The organism is Terrisporobacter mayombei (assembly GCF_020748465.1).
Taxonomy (GTDB): domain Bacteria; phylum Bacillota; class Clostridia; order Peptostreptococcales; family Peptostreptococcaceae; genus Terrisporobacter; species Terrisporobacter mayombei.
In genome coordinates, this window is sequence record NZ_JAHZMP010000002.1 from 149,775 (window position 1) to 167,303 (window position 17,529).

A 17,529-nucleotide genomic window follows, 5' to 3' on the forward strand; every position below is an offset into this window, starting at 1 on the left:
GGTAAATGTCAAAGAAGTTATTTAGTTTTTTAGGTGGAGGATATTACAAAAAATGTGTTTATAAATGTGCGGATATACCTAAAGATAATATAAGAGCATGTAATACATATTTTATTCAAGAAGCTTTAACAGAAATGTTCTGCAGAAATTGGACAGAAGAAGATGAAGTAGTAATATTTTTGACTGATTGGGCAAAAAAAGAAAATTGGCTAGAAAACAAGTCAAATAAAATACCAAATACAAATACTTATGAACATAGAAAAGGACTAAAACATGATTTATTAAGACATAATCATAAATTTGGTATGAAAGAAGTGGATATAAAAGATGGAAATAGTATGAGTGAAATATGGGAAAACTTCGATACTATTATTAATCAAATAAAAGACGGAGATGAAATAATATTTGATATTACACATGCTTTTAGATATATACCAATTTTAGCTCTTACCATACTTAATTATGCAAAATCTTTAAAAAATATAAAAGTAAGAGGAATTTATTATGGAAACTATGAGTATCGTAATGAAGGATATAATAATCCTGAATTTGCTAATAATGAAAAACCAATAATGAATCTTATACAATTTGATGAAATACTAGAATGGTCTCAAGCAGTTGATAGTTTTGTCAAGTATGGCAATAGTGATCATATAAAGCAATTTGCCAATGAAGTTCTAAACAATGGCAACAATAAAGAGTACTATAAAGAGGATAGAGACCTAATAAAAAATCTTGTAAATAGTTTAAATGACTTTACTAATACTATATCTACATGCAGAGGACGTAATGTTAATTCAAGTACTCAAAAAAATTCCATAAGTGTAGCATATGGGAAGTTAAATGATAATTTAAATAAATATATGATAAGTGACAAAACTACAATGAAGCCACTAGAACATATTATAGGGAATATTAAAGATGTAATTAAAGATTTTGAACCAGTTGAAGATAGAGAAGATATTATTAATACTGGATTGGCAATTGTTAAGTGGAGCCTTGATAACAACCTTATACAACAGGCCTATACAGCTCTTTTGGAAACAATGATAAGCTATATGTGTATTCTAGAAGATTATGATTACAATAATAGAGAAGATAGAGCATATGTAAAGAAAATATATAACAAAATATATAATGAAAATAAAAATTTATCTAGTAAATATATAAATGGAAATTTACGAAAAGAGCTTGCTAAACTAGTATATAAACTTGGTATTATGAGAAATGATATTAATCATTTTGGGTATTCATTTTATGAAAGTAATTCAGATACAGCATCTAGAGATTATACCCAATTAAAGCAGTATGTTGAAAATAGTTATTATTCTTTTAAAGAATGGATTATAAAAGAAGAAAGATTATCAAAAAGTTACACTATATAAATTAAAAACCTTCAAGAAAATTACATAGTTAATAATTTTCTTGAAGGTTTTCATAATATCTGTTAGTAATAGTGATATAAAAATATAATTTTATATTTTGTAAAAATGAAAATATTGAAAAATCATATAGATAAATGATATTATTAATAAGTGATAATTGTATTACTTATATATTTAGGTTTTGTTACTACAAAATTATTTTGAAATTTAATATTATAATAATACAACTATTGCGAATACTATACTTGAGGGTATTGTTAATACACGAAAAATTACGTTTTTAGAAGGATTTTAGTGTTGGATTTCTAAAGTGAAAAAATAATTGGTAGCTGAAATTAAGCAATTTCAATGGCTAAAGGTTGGACGAGTAAAAGAGCAACTTCCATTAAAACAAGGATTGAAACTCTGTTTTGTAGCTACAAGTAATGCACCTAAGAATACGTAAAAGAGCAACTTCCATTAAAACAAGGATTGAAACACTGTCCAATTATTATATTCTGTTTATCATTAATAGCGTAAAAGAGCAACTTCCATTAAAACAAGGATTGAAACAGTTCTATCCATAACCCATGATACTTCCCATTTGGTAGTAAAAGAGCAACTTCCATTAAAACAAGGATTGAAACGTATTTTTCTTTGTAGTCTTAGGTTGTGCTACAACTTGTAAAAGAGCAACTTCCATTAAAACAAGGATTGAAACGTACCTGCATATTTATTAGTAACTTTTGTTTTCGGAGTAAAAGAGCAACTTCCATTAAAACAAGGATTGAAACTATTGATAATTGGGCATACTGAACACTTTCTAATTGAGTAAAAGAGCAACTTCCATTAAAACAAGGATTGAAACACATCTTTATTATAATTAATACCTGTCAAAACTAAGTGTAAAAGAGCAACTTCCATTAAAACAAGGATTGAAACGTGATAATAAAAAATGTGGAATGTTCTGCCAAAACATTCGTAAAAGAGCAACTTCCATTAAAACAAGGATTGAAACAGCTCTTTATTTTCTCTTTCTAACTGATAAATCTGTTGTAAAAGAGCAACTTCCATTAAAACAAGGATTGAAACAAATCTGAAGAAGCTATTTCTTTTGAAATTCACGATATGTAAAAGAGCAACTTCCATTAAAACAAGGATTGAAACTCTAATGTTATATAAGTCTTGTTTCCCTTTTGTATTAGTAAAAGAGCAACTTCCATTAAAACAAGGATTGAAATGCCCAAAGTGTTCTAAGTATGATTGGGTAATATAATTATACAATATTAAATATATTAACTAAAAAAGGAGCTGAAAAGCTCCTTTTTCCTTGTTTTTGTGGAATTAATAGTATACATAGATAATATATTTCAAAACTTGTTAAATGTATTTTTCTAATAGAGGTATCTCCACAATGTTTGCAAAATATACAGAATTTAAAAAATACTGCTTTTATATATAAATAGATAATATTAAAGAATATTTAGAAAAAAAGCAGACATAATATTAATAAATAATAAATAGGAGGTGAACTATGGAAGCTATTAAAAGTATAGGTAGCATAAAATACAAAGCAGTTACTTCAAATGACAAGTTACTAGATATATTTACAGAGAATGCTAATGCTAGAGGTAAATATAACAAGGTACTAGAAATTAGATTAAAATATTCAGATTATAATCTAACTTTTGATAAAATAAATAAAAGAGAATATGATAGTAAGCTAAAGTTTAAATATTTGTACAGAGCAGGTTCACCCAATGGTACAGATATTACACCTACCGCTAAAATTACGACACCCGAAAAAACATATCCTAAAAAAGTAGTAGCCGGTATAAAAGATGGGATAGACTATTTAAAAAATAAATCTGAAGGTGGAGAAAACTATATATTTGATGAGATAAAATTGCTAAATAAAATTTACAATCTGTTAAAAGATAATAAAGAAATTTTAGAAGAAATAAACAAGAAATTTAGTGAAACACCTACAAAAGAAAGATATTACTTGCTGACAGTAGTAATAGAAAGTAATGACGATGAAATTTATGTTGGTGATTTTCAAGTATTTAAAAATAGAATAAGAGAAGTACCAATAGAAAAATTTTATTACAGCAAGACTAATAATAAAAACTCCAAATCAGAAGATAAGAATTGTTCCATGTGCCATAAGAAAAAAGAAGTTTTTGGATTAGCTAGCCCTTTTACATTTTATACAATAGACAAGCCAGGGTATATAAGTGGTGGTTTTGATTATGAAAAATCATGGAGGAACTATCCTTTATGTAGAGATTGTGCAGTGAAATTGGAACTTGGCAAGTTATATTTAGATGAAAACCTTCTATTATCATTCTATGGAAGACGATTTTATCTTATCCCAAAGCTAATGTATAATAATCAACTAGAAGAAATACTTCATAAATATGGAAGAATATTTAAGAAGGAACAAGACAAATCTGGTCATAACATGTTAAATAGCGAAGATAAACTTGAGAATAAGATTTTTAGAATATTAGGAAATGAAGATAATAACATGACTTTTGATTTGATGTTTATTGAAGAAAATAATAGTGCACTTAATATTGTCCTTAATATTGAAGATGTTTATCCATCCACATTTAAAAAATTATATTCTACATGGAAAGACATAGAGAGCATGAACTTTTTCAATGAATATTACTACTTAGCTAATTTTTCATATTTAAATATTATTTTTACCAGCAAAACCCATAATAGATATTTTTTAGATATAGTGGACAAGATTATAGGATCTGAAAAAATTGAGTATAATTTCCTCATATCATTTATAAATACTAAATTAAAAGAAGCTTTTATAAAAGAAGAAAAAGACGAATTTGTTAAAGGTGAAGATAACTATTTTACAGCTACTCTAAGAGCATATATATTTATTTATTATCTATATAAAATTGAAAAGTTCAAAGATAAGAGTATAGAAGGAGTTGAAAATATGGAACGTGAATCTTGGAATATTGAAGAGTTTAATAGTAAGAAAGAGGTATTTGAAGATTTTTTTAATAGTAACCAAGCATTCTTTAATATAAATTCTAAAAAAGCAGTATTTATGGTCGGTTATCTTAGTAAGAAATTGATTAATATACAAGCTAAAAAAGAAGGTGGACGTAAACCTTTTATAGATCAGCTAAAGGGTCTTAATTTATCTAAAAAAGATATATGTAGATTGCTTCCTAAAATTCAAAACAAATTTATGGAATATAAAAAAGAATACTACAATGATGAATTATCATATGCAGCGGAATATTTAATTGATAGTAATGAACTAAATGATTTATCAAACTTGGATATACCTTTTTATTTTTCAATGGGAATGAATATGGCTAAAAAATTCAACTTAATTAAGAAAGAGGAGGAAGAACAAGATGAAGAATAGAAGTGAGTTGTTGTTTTTATATGATATAGTTGATAACAATCCTAATGGAGATCCACTTGATTCAAATAAACCAAGAATTGATGAAGAAACATCTATAAATATAGTCACAGATGTAAGACTCAAAAGAACCATAAGAGATTATCTTCACGATTATAAAAATGAAGAAATATTTGTTATAGAGAAAAAGGATGACAAAGGAAAAGTTCAAGATGGAAAAGGTAGAGCAAGTGATTTTGGAAAAACTAAAGATGAAGTTAGTAAAAATGTACTGGAAAAATGTATAGATGTTAGATTATTTGGTGGAACAATACCTCTTAATAAAGATTCAGTAACATTTACTGGTCCTGTACAATTTAATATGGGAAGATCACTTCATAAGGTGATACTTAGAAGAATAAGAGGAACAGGTGCTTTTGCATCAGGTGCAGATAAATCTAATAAAACTTTTAGAGAAGAATATATATTGCCATATAGTTTAATAGGTTTTTATGGAATAATTAATGAACATGCTGCACAAAAAACAAATCTAAATGAAAACGATGTAGATGAATTAATAGAAGCCATTTGGAATGGAACGAAAAATCTTATATCAAGAAGTAAAGTTGGTCAACTTCCAAGATTGCTACTTAAAATTAATTATAAAGACGAGAATTTCCATATAGGTGGATTATTAAATAAAGTAAAACTGAATAAAAAAGTTGATGATGAATGTATAAGAAGCCCCAAGGACTATGATTTGGATTTGAGTGTACTAGCTCAATATATGGAAAAAAATAAAGAAAAAATAGAAAATATAGAATACTTAATTGATAATGAATTTAAATTATCAAATAATAATCAAATTAAAGAATTAAAAGATATTCTAATAGGGGTAAAGGTAAAGAAATTAAACTTATAATAGTGAGGTGATATAGTATGAAAGCTTTAGTCTTTGACATAAAAGGTGATTATGGTCATTTTAGAAAATTCTATACTACTTCATCTCCGTTAACTTTTTCCATACCTCCAAGAACCTCTGTATGTGGAATAATAGGCGCTTTGATAGGATTAGATAAAGAAGAATATTTGAATTATTTTAAGAGAGAAGATGCAAATATCGCTATACAAATCCTAAGTCCAATCAATAAAACACGACTATCCATAAATTTAATTGATACTAAAACAGCGAAAATGTATAGCAAAATTAATAATAGGACACAGGTAACATACGAATTACTTAAGAGCCCAAATTATCGAATATATTTTTCTCATAGATGTGAAAACATATACAACAAAGTTAAATTATATTTAGAAGAAAATAAAAATTATTATACTTTGTCATTGGGGCTTAGTGAGTTTATAGCTGAGTATAAATATAAAGGTGAAATTAATTTAAAGCATATCAGCAACGATGATTTTACTTATATAGATACAGTTATAAAATTTGATGAAGAAATTAAGATAGAGTTTGAAAATAAAAAAGAGTATTTTAAGGATACTATGCAAAATGAAATGAACAATGAAAGAATAGTGACTGAATATACAAAAGTTTTATTAGAAAGATGTGGACAACCTATAAAATGTAATATAGATTATTATTTAGGAGATAGAGGTGAGAAAATTGTATTCTTATAAATTAGAATCTCATTCGGGCGTAAGTTTAATACAACACCTAAAATTCGTAGGGAATAGATGTTATAAATTAATTAATAATAAAAACATTAATTTTACATATGATAAAAAAACTATAAAATATATAGCTAAGGTCATGGGATATTGCCATGACCTTGGCAAAGGCACAAAGTATTTTCAAGAGTATCTAAAAAATTCAGAGGAATATTTAAATAATAATTCAAGTGACTTAAAAAGCCATGCTCATTTATCAGCCATATTTGCTTATTTTAACTTGAAAGATTATGATAAAAATTTAGCTATAATTATTTATATGGCAGTAGTATCTCATCATGGCAGGTTAAAAAACTTTAAAGACTACATGTATATAGAAAAACTAGAAAGAAAAAAACTACTTAAACAATATGATGTATTAGATGAGGAAATAAAGATAATTTGTAATGAATTGAATTTACATTGTTTATCAAAAGAAGAGTTTAAGGATACTATAGATGAAATAGAAGAAGAGATTGATGAGTATAACGATAACTTGGATGAAAATAATGACTTTGAGATATATATTTTAGTTAGGTATCTATTTTCTATTCTTATTTATGCAGACAAAGAACATGCCATATTTAGAAAAGAAAATAATATTGAGTATGATTTGCCGGTGACACTTATAGATGATTATAAACTAAAAAAGTTTGGCCCTCCAAAAGAAGATAATTTTAGAGAGATAGTCTATAAAGATGTAATCAATAATATTTCAAAATCTGATGACAGAATTATGTCAATAACACTTCCAACAGGTAGTGGTAAAACTTATGCTTGTATGTCAGCAGCATTAAAACTAAAAGATAAAATAAATAATGATATGAAAATTATTTATTGTCTGCCTTTTACATCTGTAATAGACCAAAACTATAAAGACTATAAGAGTGCAATAAGAGAAATAAAGCAAGTAGATGAGGTCAAATCTGCTGATATATTAAAGCATCACTACTTATCAGCAAATAATTATAAAGATGAAAAATTATACTATGAAGGTGAAGAGGGTAGATTTTTAACACATAATTGGAACTCTCAAATAGTAGTAACAACATTTATACAGTTATTTAATTCGTTGTTTTCTAATAGGAATAGTGATTTAATAAAATTTAATACTTTATCAAACGCAGTTATTTTGCTGGATGAGGTACAGTCAATACCTTATAAATATTGGAAAATAATTAATATGTTATGTAAAGAAATAGTTAATATTCTTAATGTATATTTCATCTTTATAACGGCGACTCAACCATTAATATTTAATAAAGATGAGGTTAAAGAATTAGCTAGTAAATCGGATTACTATTTTAAACAATGTAAAAGAACAAAGATGATACATATACAGGAGAAAATTGATAAAGATGAGTTTTTTCAATTTGTAGATAATATTATTAATGAAAAGATAGATAAAAACATTTTAATTACAGTTAATACAGTAAAATTATCTCAAGAACTATTTGAATATATAAATGATAATAAAGATGATGAAGACTTGAGGGAGTTAATATATTTGTCTACTAGCATAATACCAAAAACAAGATTGGAAAGAATAGAAAAAATAAAAGATAAAAATACGAAAAGTATTGTAATAAGTACTCAGATGGTAGAAGCTGGTGTGGATATTGACATGGATGTGGTAATTAGGGATATAGCACCACTGGATTCAATTAACCAAAGTGCAGGACGTTCTAATCGAGAAGACAGGGGAGAGTACTTGGGAGAAGTATATATAGTCAAAATAAAAAATAACAATAAGCTTATGTCAAAATATGTCTATAAAGATGATATATTATTACAAGCTACAGAAAATGTATTAAAAGGTAAAGAAATTATTTATGAAGAAGACTATAAAGATATAAGTGAATTATATTTTAAGGAGTTAAATAAAAACAAATCAGATACTCGTTCAAATGAACTACAAAATAATATATATGAATTAGAGTTTGAGGAAGTCTCAAAACTTTTTAAATTAATAGAAGATCAAAACAAAGTTCAACTATTTATAGAAGTTGATGAAAATGCTTCACAAGTATGGAATAAATATTTAGACTATTTAAAGATAGAAGATAATTTTGAGAAGAAAGATAAATTAGAAAGTATAAAAGGTGATTTCTATAAATATGTGATTTCCATATTTAAAAATAAATGTAAAGAAAATATGGAAAATGATATGGGATTTGTATCTAAGTATCAATTGGAAAATGCTTATGATGAAAACTTTGGATACAAGACTAAAGAAGAAGCGAGTTTAATTTTTTAGGAGAGAAAAGACAATGGATTTAAATGTATGTAGATTAGAATTACTAAATGTAAAAATGAAACAAAGAGATAGTGAAAAGATGAGAGGATACTTGGGTAATAAATATGAAGAATTGGATATTTTACATAATCATAAAGATGATAAATTTATTTATAGATATCCAAAGGTTCAGTATAAAGTAATAAATGAGAAGCCAATTATTTTAGGAATTGATGAAGGGGCTAATGTTATAACTAATATAGGCTTTAAAGATGATGAACTTGTTATCGGAGAAAAATCAATTAATACTTTTGAGAAGAAGATATCTATAAGTAATGATGAATATGGAGTGACAAAGGATTATATAAAATATAAATTTTTATCTCCTTGGATTGCACTAAATCAAAAAAATGTTAATAACTATATAAATTCAAACGAAATGGACCAAGAAGAAATCTTAAAAAAAATTCTAATAGGTAATATTATTTCCATGTCAAAGGGATTAAATTATACAGTAGAGGATAAAGTTAAGTGTTGGATTAATTTAGATAAAATTCAGGTTAATATAAAAGATATAAAGCATATAGGATTTGTGGGAGAGTTTAAAGTTAACTTTAATATACCAGATTATTTCGGAATAGGAAAAAATGTATCGAAAGGATTTGGAACTATAAAGAGGGTGAGATAACGTTGAAATTAGTAGTAAACTCAGAAGGCGTATATTTAACAAAAGTAGGCGAATGTTTTTGTGTTAAAAAAGATAAAAATAAACAAGAAATAGCAGCTAAAAAAGTGGAACAAATTTTAATTACTACTGCAGCTGCACTATCTACAGATGCCATAGAACTAGCAGTAGAAAATAACATAGACATAGTATTTCTTAAAAAATACGGAGCGCCCTTTGGAAGAGTATGGCACTCAAAAATGGGGAGTATAAACACCATTAGGAAAAAGCAGTTAGATCTGGAAACTAATAAGATGGGAACTACTCTTGTTAAGGAATTTTTATGCCAGAAGATGAATAATCAAGTGGATTTTTTGAATTACCTTGCCATGAACAGAAGAGATGAAAGAAAAGACAATATAAAGGAAACTACTAGTAAAATAAAAGAATTAATTAAGAAGGTAGATTACATAGATAACAATACAAATATAAAAGATATTAGAAACTCATTGCAGGGATATGAAGGTACTGCAAGTCGTTTATATTTTGCAAAGCTGTCGGAACTTATGCCAGAAACGTTTAAATTTAAGGGAAGAAGCAAAAATCCAGCACAAGATGAGTTCAACTGTATGCTTAATTATGGTTATGGAATAATGTACTCCAATGTTGAGAGAGCTTGTATTCTTGCAGGACTTGATCCATTTATAGGAATAATGCACGTGGACAATTATAATAGACAAGCATTTGTCTTTGATTTAATTGAAATGTATAGGATTTATATAGATCAGATTGTTTTTAAGCTATTTACTACTAAAAAAATAAAAAAAGATTATTTTGATAAAGTTGAAGGTGGATTGTATTTGAATAAATCGGGCAAAGAAGTGCTAATTGGAAAATATAACGAAGAAATGGAAAAGAAAATAACATACAAAGGTCGAAAGATAGAACTTCAAAATATTATTCAATATGACTGCCATAACATAGCCAATAGAATTTTGAAGGAGGCTGAGTAATATGCTCGCGTGGGTTATATACGATATTTCAAGTGATAAAATAAGAAGAAAAGCCATTAAAGTATGCAAAAATACAGGTTTATATAGAGTTCAGAAAAGTGTTTTTTTAGGTGAAATAGAGGAAAATGACTTTGATGAATTGAAATTAAAAATGGAAGATATAATAGACTTAGAAAATGATTCTGTGTATGTTTTTCCAATGAGCAAAAAAGGTTTGAGCCAAGCAGGACTTATTGGACAAGTTTTTGATAAGGAGTTGGTAACAGATGAAATCATCTCAAAATTCTTTTGATGAATTTGAATATTATATAACACCATCTGATATGATAGAGTTTTTATACTGTAAAAGATTTATATATTATATGAAAAGCTTGGATATTCCTCAGTTTGAAGAAAGAAGATTTAAGGTTCAAAAGGGAAAAGAAGTACATGAGAAAAAAGAAACTCAAAATAAACAATATTTAAGAAAGAAACTGGGTGTAGTTGATAAAAAAATAGATGTTGATTTATATTCAGAAAAGTTTAAAATTAAAGGTATAGTAGATGAAGTAGTAACATTGGAAGATGGATCTATGGCGCCACTAGATTATAAATTTGCAAAATATGATGAGGTTATTTATAAGACGTATAGAAGTCAAATGCTGTTATATTCGTTGATGATAAAAGAAATGTACAATTGTGAAGTGAATAAGAGTTTTATAGTTTATTCTAGGAGTAAAAATTTAGTAAAAGGGATAGAAATAAATGAAAATGATTTAGAAAAATTAAAAAAGAATATAAATGAATATTTTAAAGTAGTAAAGGGATACTTTCCAAAGGCAACTTCTTCTAAATCTAGGTGTATTGATTGTTGCTATAAAAATATATGTATTAAATAATTTGTTATTGGAAAATTATTAGTGAATTTGAAGTGATAATGGTGTACCTATTGGAATTACAGTGGTATAACTAGGTGTTATTAGAGAAAAAATTGGATTTTGAGCTATTTTTGTACGAGTTTTTTTAAGTCGTAAAATTTAACCTATCTCTAGATAGCTGTAATTTCAATAGGTTAGGATTGAACGAGTATAAGTGTAAGTTCCATTAAAACAAGGATTGAAACAAATGTCTTTTCTGATTTGTCCTCTATTTGGATAGTGTATAAGTGTAAGTTCCATTAAAACAAGGATTGAAACTCTCAACTAAAGAACGTCTAGTTATCTTAGCTAAAGAAGTATAAGTGTAAGTTCCATTAAAACAAGGATTGAAACATGGTAGATGATGAAGAAGCGTTAAGACAAGAGTCGTGTATAAGTGTAAGTTCCATTAAAACAAGGATTGAAACATAATAGCAGAACGTAAAAACGACTATGTAAAAGAAGTATAAGTGTAAGTTCCATTAAAACAAGGATTGAAACATTGTTAAACAGTTTAAAAAAGATGGTTCGCAGGCAGTATAAGTGTAAGTTCCATTAAAACAAGGATTGAAACATTCTCTTACTTTTTCATTTCTTTCTTGTCTTATTTTGTATAAGTGTAAGTTCCATTAAAACAAGGATTGAAACATTCATGTCTATTTCCATCTTGAACATACCAGAATTTGTATAAGTGTAAGTTCCATTAAAACAAGGATTGAAACACTGTGATTTTGCAACAAAAACAGGATATACGTTTACTGGTATAAGTGTAAGTTCCATTAAAACAAGGATTGAAACTAATACCTTAAACAATATACCACTCTCCTTATATATGTATAAGTGTAAGTTCCATTAAAACAAGGATTGAAACAATTTGTTCCATGAATTATTTACTTTTTGTTTCCATGTGTATAAGTGTAAGTTCCATTAAAACAAGGATTGAAACGCTAAATCTTTTTTTGAATCCTCATTTAATTGATATTCGTATAAGTGTAAGTTCCATTAAAACAAGGATTGAAACAGGAACTTTATACTAAAATATATTAAAGAGAATGTGGTGTATAAGTGTAAGTTCCATTAAAACAAGGATTGAAACACAAATAGGATAGGTAGACAAATATTTTTCGATAAGGGTATAAGTGTAAGTTCCATTAAAACAAGGATTGAAACGCTGTATATGGTGCATATAGATGTTTTTCTCAAGATGGTATAAGTGTAAGTTCCATTAAAACAAGGATTGAAACACTGGATTATTTTGTGCTGTTGTTCCATCAAGTGCACAGTATAAGTGTAAGTTCCATTAAAACAAGGATTGAAACTCCTTCCGTAATGAGAACTAAACTTTTACCTTTTGGTGTATAAGTGTAAGTTCCATTAAAACAAGGATTGAAACATGTTACTTATTAGTAACTATAACTCTTTCTGGAGTTGTATAAGTGTAAGTTCCATTAAAACAAGGATTGAAACGTTCTGGATAATGATTTTCTTGCCACCTGCACCAGTCGTATAAGTGTAAGTTCCATTAAAACAAGGATTGAAACAACGAATTACAAGTAATTTCAGAAGAAGGTTATTCAGGATATTTGTATAAGTGTAAGTTCCATTAAAACAAGGATTGAAACATTCTCCATTATATACTGCACGATTTCCTTTTTTTAGTATAAGTGTAAGTTCCATTAAAACAAGGATTGAAACAATTATTTCTTTCTTTTAAATTTCTTAATATTCTTCCGTATAAGTGTAAGTTCCATTAAAACAAGGATTGAAACAAATTAGATATTACCTTTATATGCTCACTTGTTTTAAAGTATAAGTGTAAGTTCCATTAAAACAAGGATTGAAACTGCTTTCAAAGGAAGTTATGGTATATTTGACCACTACATAGTATAAGTGTAAGTTCCATTAAAGCAAGGATTGAAACTAATATTATAAACTTCTAATTCTACTCCTGTTAAATCGTATAAGTGTAAGTTCCATTAAAACAAGGATTGAAATAATATTGTTTATCTAGAAACTTATATAATGATTAAAACCATACAAACAAAAAATAACCTAGGCGATGGGAGAGGGCCTAGGTTATAGTTAATATGTAAAATAAAAATAAAAAAAATTAATAAAATATATGTATAGAAATTCAAAAGTATGTCTATAATTTAAATATCCTAATTAGAATATCTTTGTTCATTGATTCATTATTTTTTTTTCATATATCGCGAAAATAGCCTGGACATCGGAAATCCAGGCTATTTTTGTGTTTTACTTCAAATCTTCCAAAAATCCATATCTACCAATTTTATCATCCTTAGTAAATCTAATAACATTAACACCATCATAATTCACCTCAGGAATACTATTTTCAACAATAATAGTTTGTCCGTCATTTTTATGATTTAACAAATACTGAAATAAAGCGCCTTTCATGCTATCAGAAGCTTTACCTTCCACATTTTGTTTAAGTGACAAAATAGGAGAGTCTATAATAAGAAGACCAGGGCAAAACTTGCCATGTTCCAGTAGGTATTCTCTAAGTGCAATAGCCATAATTGTATTTAAAAAAGCACGGTATCCTTTGCCATAGGTAAGTTTACTTTTTTCACCTACCATTATGTCAAAGGATGAAAGATCAAACTTTACATTGGCGTAGTTTTCAAAAAGGCAACACTTTAAAATATTTTGTAGTTTCTTATTAATTGTATTTAAAAAATCTTCTTTAAAGTATTCTTTTGCTTTGTACTTCATGTCACATGTATATTTAATTTCTAGTTTTTGTAAATCGCAAATCATATTATGTTGAAAGCTTTTTATAATAGATGATTCCTTATGATTTTCTATGGAAAGTTTGTATTCATCCAATGTTTCTTTTAGTTTATTAATTTGAGGCTTAAGTTTCGCGTTTATAAGAGATTCTATTTCTATACGTTTTTTAGTTAATTTCAAACTCTTTTCCTGCAAATTATTTAGCTCACAAATTAAATCACTTTCAGCATTATCCAAGTCTGTTATTTTAAGTAGAAGTTTGTTTACCTCAACGTGTGATGCTTCTACAAAAGATGGTTCTTTTATTTTTGGCAAAGCACCATAGCAAATGGGGCACTTTGATTCTGTCTGAAAGTTACAACCATTAGCTTGGCCTTCTACTATGAATGTGAATCTTTTTATATCTGACATATATTGGCTACGTAAATTCTCGTAGCGTCCAGCAAGTATGCTGCACTGTGCTAGCTCATCATTTAATTTATAAATTTCTTGTGATAAGTCTTTGCTTTTTATGGTAGCTACTGTAATTTCCCCTTCTTTTTGGGTTATTTCATTTAAAATAGAGTCAATTTTTTTCTGAAGAAGATTCACATCACAAGTTTCTGTTTTTGAAATTTCTTTTTCCCAAGCAGATAAATAAGAAAGATTGTGATTTATATAATTCATAAGGGCGTTTTTTCTTGTTTGTCTTATTATTTTATATTCTTGCAAATCAAAATCTTCAAAGAAATTTCCTGTTATTAAATAAAGTAGAGAAGATAAAATAGCTGTGTCTGAACTTTCCTTTCTTTTAAATAGAATACTTTCCCTTTGGAATACATTGTCTTCTTCTATAAAAAATGTATGCAAAAAGTTCTAAAAGAAAGCGATTGCCTTTCGAAATTTTGATTTTTTATTATTTTTGGAGGAGAGTTTATTTCCATTAGTTTGAGAAATAAGTCTCCAATATATAGCCTAGATTTTGTTTTGCTGTATTTACCAGATTCAATTTGTGGGTTATTACTTTCTACATAAATATTATTTTCTTCAAAATTACGTTTGAGAAAAATAGGACCGCAACTAGTTGAAATTTCCATATTTACTATGTCATACCCCGTGTTTTTGCTTAGAGGAAAGTCTTTATTATCACAACCAAAGATAAAATCTATACATTCTAGAATATAGGTTTTTCCTGTGTCAGATGGACCACATACAATGTTAAGATTATTTGTAAATTCTATAGATGAAGTTTTAACATTATTTCCACTTAAAGATAACTTCTTTATATAAAAACTAGACAATTACTTATCCTCCTTGCTAAAAGAAGAGATGCAACACTCTCTTATCATATTAAGTACATCACGATCACTTTTATTTGTTACAAATTTTTGTGATTTACAAGCTAATTCTCTAAATTTATTTGCATAATCACTTGTAAATGTGTGACAATATTCTATTCCTTTTTCTGTTATTTTATATGTAAAACCTTTGTCACTAAATTTTATAATAGCTAGTCTTTTACAAATAAGTGTTCTTAGACCTTGGTCCACTTGTTTTCTTATTTTAGGTAGCTGGCTAAATTTAAAATTATTGTCACCTTGCAAATTATTTTCACTTATTTTAAAAGTTTCACCATAAATACAGATGAAATCAATATTTGCTATCATATCTGAAGTTAAAAAATTATTATCGTATTCATTTAGAATAAGTAAAACTCTTAGTGATGATTCAAAAGTTGAGTTAAATATATTATGCATTTTTTTCTACCCATGCTATTTCTTCGTCGTTTACTAACATATGACAAAGGCCTTTCTTTTCAAAAATACTGATCCAGCCAGGAATTTTAGTAAGTTTTGACTGGCTAAGTTGAACTGTTGTAACATGTTTCATCACTTCATTTAAACGTCTAAACCCATTTTCATAATCATCTTCATAAGCATCAATAATTCCAGCAAGGGTTTCTAATTTTAGCATATTAAATTCATTAGCACAAAATATGTCTCTTGTTGATTGTCTGATAGATTCTGCTGCATAGTAGTATCTGCGTTGTCTTTCAAAGTTTTTATAATATTTTGGGTATTTTTCCAAATCATCTTTTGAAATTTCTAAAAGACCTTCTTCATCTGCATAAGCAGCAAGTAGCTCCAAGGTGTATGTCATTTCGTGGTCTTCTATTTTGCTTGGTGGTGATAGTTTTTTTGGTGATGGAAATTTATTATATATTTCATTTAACTTGTTCAAATCATCTTCTATGAAAGAGTAGGTGATTGACTTCGGATCACTTTCTTTTTGTAAAGTTTTATTGTTTTTGTGTGAAGTTTTGTTATCTTTTTGTAGTGAGTATAAAAAAGTATCTGATAGAAATTTTCCGATTTCATTATCTTCATATAAGTTTATCAAGTTGTTTTTAATATAATCAGACATGGTTGTATCATTTTTTATTAGTTTTAATAGAGTAGAATAAGTGTCTAGTTCCATTTGAGGACTAAGTGCATTTATAACTTTTACCTCAAAATAATCCTCAGATTTGGCAATGATTTTTGGACATGATGCAGCCTTTTTTATGGTTGCTGGTATATCAGTATGTTGATTTATCCATTTGTTAACATAGTAGTTGTTTATGTGGTATTGTTCCCCTTCTTTGTTCAAAACGTTTTCATCATTAACAATAAAATCTAGTAGCAGTTTTGTTACTTCAATGTTTGTAGCTTTACATATGCCTTTTTTCATAGTTTTTGCATAAGTAGCAAAATTCAAAGTATTCATAGGTCCCCCTCCTATAACCATTTAAATTTTATCCCAATTTTACCCCGATTACTTCTTTAGCAATTGGTTTTATTATTTAAGTATAAAAGTTGTAAGAAATATTTGAATAAATAAACTTCTATATTATGGATTATAGCAAGATTTTTATCATTTTAACAGAACTTTAGATTGTTTTTATAGGATTTTTATTTACAACAACTTTTATAAAACTAAATACCAGTGTGGTAAAAAATTAAAGGAGGAGTAATTATGAGTAAAAACACAAATTTAAGAAAGGTAATTGTACCATGTAGATTTTCTTATCTATATTGTTTTGAACCTAATTTTGCAAATGAGTATGGAGTAAAGTATTCTGTCGCAGCAATTATACCAAAAAGTGATATTAAAACAATTGAATCAATCATGAAGGCAATTGACCAAGCAAAAAAGGACTACGCTTCAAAATGGGATGGGAAAATTCCTAGTAATTTAAAAATACCTCTTAGAGATGGTGACTTGGAGCGTGCAAATGACGAGTCTTATAGAGGATGTTATTTTTTAGGTGCAAACAGCAAGGGAAAACCTCAAGTTGTAGATAAAAAGGTGCAACCTATTCTGGATGAAAAGGAAGTTTACTCTGGTTGCTATGGTCGTATTAGTGTTACTTTTTATGGTTATAACTCTGGTGGGAATATGGGTATAGGAGCAAGTCTTGGCAATATTCAAAAGATAAAAGATGGTGATCCACTGGGTGAGAGAGTAAGTGCAAGTGATGAGTTTGATGAAATTATGGAAGAAAATTTCCTGAGTTAGAGGGAGGAAAAA

At 27.4% G+C, this 17,529-nt stretch carries 14 protein-coding genes and 2 CRISPR repeat arrays; of the genes, 10 read left to right on the top strand and 4 right to left on the bottom strand.

Features of this window, described 5'->3' with window-relative positions; genetic code table 11:
- The first annotated feature begins 5 nt into the window (after positions 1 to 5).
- The 9 genes from csx2 to cas4 all read left to right on the top strand — a co-directional run bounded on the left by csx2 (position 6) and on the right by cas4 (position 11,205).
- A complete protein-coding gene (csx2, locus tag K0039_RS06980; protein ID WP_228104336.1) occupies positions 6 to 1,385 on the top strand; it encodes a TIGR02221 family CRISPR-associated protein in 1,380 nt (459 codons plus the stop codon).
- 367 nt (positions 1,386 to 1,752) lie between these two features.
- Positions 1,753 to 2,605: direct repeats of the CRISPR family, unit length 37 nt; unit sequence GTAAAAGAGCAACTTCCATTAAAACAAGGATTGAAAC.
- Positions 2,606 to 2,898: 293 nt separating this feature from the next.
- Positions 2,899 to 4,770, top strand: a complete 1,872-nt coding sequence (locus K0039_RS06985) for a TIGR02556 family CRISPR-associated protein (protein WP_228104337.1) — start codon at positions 2,899 to 2,901, stop codon at positions 4,768 to 4,770.
- Positions 4,760 to 5,668: a type I-B CRISPR-associated protein Cas7/Csh2 gene (gene cas7b / locus K0039_RS06990; protein ID WP_228104338.1), complete on the top strand. Its 909-nt coding sequence runs from the start codon at positions 4,760 to 4,762 to the stop codon at positions 5,666 to 5,668. The genes K0039_RS06985 and cas7b overlap by 11 nt, the downstream gene beginning before the upstream one ends.
- Before the next feature lie 17 nt (positions 5,669 to 5,685).
- On the top strand, positions 5,686 to 6,384 hold the full coding sequence (cas5b, locus tag K0039_RS06995; RefSeq protein WP_228104339.1) for a type I-B CRISPR-associated protein Cas5b: 699 nt from the start codon (positions 5,686 to 5,688) through the stop codon (positions 6,382 to 6,384).
- Entirely contained in the window at positions 6,362 to 8,671 is a 2,310-nt protein-coding gene (gene cas3, locus K0039_RS07000; protein WP_228104340.1) for a CRISPR-associated helicase Cas3', read from the top strand. The genes cas5b and cas3 overlap by 23 nt, the downstream gene beginning before the upstream one ends.
- Positions 8,672 to 8,684: 13 nt before the next feature.
- Positions 8,685 to 9,338: a CRISPR-associated endonuclease Cas6 gene (locus K0039_RS07005; protein WP_228104341.1), complete on the top strand. Its 654-nt coding sequence runs from the start codon at positions 8,685 to 8,687 to the stop codon at positions 9,336 to 9,338.
- A 2-nt stretch (positions 9,339 to 9,340) separates the two neighbouring features.
- Positions 9,341 to 10,327: a CRISPR-associated endonuclease Cas1 gene (gene cas1, locus K0039_RS07010; protein ID WP_228104342.1), complete on the top strand. Its 987-nt coding sequence runs from the start codon at positions 9,341 to 9,343 to the stop codon at positions 10,325 to 10,327.
- 1 nt (position 10,328) lies between these two features.
- Positions 10,329 to 10,619, top strand: a complete 291-nt coding sequence (cas2, locus tag K0039_RS07015; RefSeq protein WP_228104343.1) for a CRISPR-associated endonuclease Cas2 — start codon at positions 10,329 to 10,331, stop codon at positions 10,617 to 10,619.
- Positions 10,594 to 11,205 (top strand): CRISPR-associated protein Cas4, encoded by a 612-nt coding sequence (gene cas4, locus K0039_RS07020; RefSeq protein ID WP_228104344.1) that lies wholly within the window; start codon positions 10,594 to 10,596, stop codon positions 11,203 to 11,205. Before cas2 ends, cas4 begins: the two co-directional genes overlap by 26 nt.
- Positions 11,206 to 11,392: 187 nt before the next feature.
- Positions 11,393 to 13,218: direct repeats of the CRISPR family, unit length 37 nt; unit sequence GTATAAGTGTAAGTTCCATTAAAACAAGGATTGAAAC.
- A gap of 261 nt (positions 13,219 to 13,479) precedes the next feature.
- On the opposite strand, the gene K0039_RS07025 is transcribed toward cas4, so the two are convergent.
- The 4 genes from K0039_RS07025 to K0039_RS07040 are packed head-to-tail and all read right to left on the bottom strand — an operon-like array spanning position 13,480 to position 16,725.
- Positions 13,480 to 14,829 carry a coiled-coil domain-containing protein gene (locus K0039_RS07025; protein WP_228104345.1) on the bottom strand — a complete coding sequence of 450 codons (1,350 nt, stop codon included), beginning with the start codon at positions 14,827 to 14,829 and terminating at the stop codon, positions 13,480 to 13,482.
- Positions 14,811 to 15,260 carry an ATP-binding protein gene (locus tag K0039_RS07030; RefSeq protein ID WP_228104346.1) on the bottom strand — a complete coding sequence of 150 codons (450 nt, stop codon included), beginning with the start codon at positions 15,258 to 15,260 and terminating at the stop codon, positions 14,811 to 14,813. The genes K0039_RS07025 and K0039_RS07030 overlap by 19 nt, the downstream gene beginning before the upstream one ends.
- The gene (locus K0039_RS07035; protein ID WP_228104347.1) at positions 15,261 to 15,716 is read right to left on the bottom strand and encodes an ABC-three component system middle component 2; all 456 of its coding nucleotides are present in this window, start codon (positions 15,714 to 15,716) and stop codon (positions 15,261 to 15,263) included.
- The gene (locus K0039_RS07040; RefSeq protein ID WP_228104348.1) at positions 15,709 to 16,725 is read right to left on the bottom strand and encodes an ABC-three component system protein; all 1,017 of its coding nucleotides are present in this window, start codon (positions 16,723 to 16,725) and stop codon (positions 15,709 to 15,711) included. Before K0039_RS07040 ends, K0039_RS07035 begins: the two co-directional genes overlap by 8 nt.
- A 249-nt stretch (positions 16,726 to 16,974) precedes the next feature.
- On the opposite strand from K0039_RS07040, the gene K0039_RS07045 reads away from it, so the two are divergent.
- Complete coding sequence (locus K0039_RS07045; protein ID WP_228104349.1) at positions 16,975 to 17,517, top strand: DUF2815 family protein; 543 nt, start codon at positions 16,975 to 16,977, stop codon at positions 17,515 to 17,517.
- Positions 17,518 to 17,529 lie beyond the last annotated feature (12 nt).

What these genes read in the sequence shown, in the direction of transcription:
- csx2 (WP_228104336.1), top strand. Translation starts at nt 6, where the DNA reads ATGTCAAAGAAGTTATTTAGTTTTTTAGGTGGAGGATATTACAAAAAA.
- cas4 (WP_228104344.1), top strand. Translation starts at nt 10,594, where the DNA reads ATGAAATCATCTCAAAATTCTTTTGATGAATTTGAATATTATATAACA.
- cas7b (WP_228104338.1), top strand. Translation starts at nt 4,760, where the DNA reads ATGAAGAATAGAAGTGAGTTGTTGTTTTTATATGATATAGTTGATAAC.
- K0039_RS07045 (WP_228104349.1), top strand. Translation starts at nt 16,975, where the DNA reads ATGAGTAAAAACACAAATTTAAGAAAGGTAATTGTACCATGTAGATTT.
- K0039_RS07035 (WP_228104347.1), bottom strand. Translation starts at nt 15,716, where the DNA reads ATGCATAATATATTTAACTCAACTTTTGAATCATCACTAAGAGTTTTA.
- K0039_RS07040 (WP_228104348.1), bottom strand. Translation starts at nt 16,725, where the DNA reads ATGAATACTTTGAATTTTGCTACTTATGCAAAAACTATGAAAAAAGGC.
- cas5b (WP_228104339.1), top strand. Translation starts at nt 5,686, where the DNA reads ATGAAAGCTTTAGTCTTTGACATAAAAGGTGATTATGGTCATTTTAGA.
- K0039_RS06985 (WP_228104337.1), top strand. Translation starts at nt 2,899, where the DNA reads ATGGAAGCTATTAAAAGTATAGGTAGCATAAAATACAAAGCAGTTACT.
- cas2 (WP_228104343.1), top strand. Translation starts at nt 10,329, where the DNA reads ATGCTCGCGTGGGTTATATACGATATTTCAAGTGATAAAATAAGAAGA.
- K0039_RS07005 (WP_228104341.1), top strand. Translation starts at nt 8,685, where the DNA reads ATGGATTTAAATGTATGTAGATTAGAATTACTAAATGTAAAAATGAAA.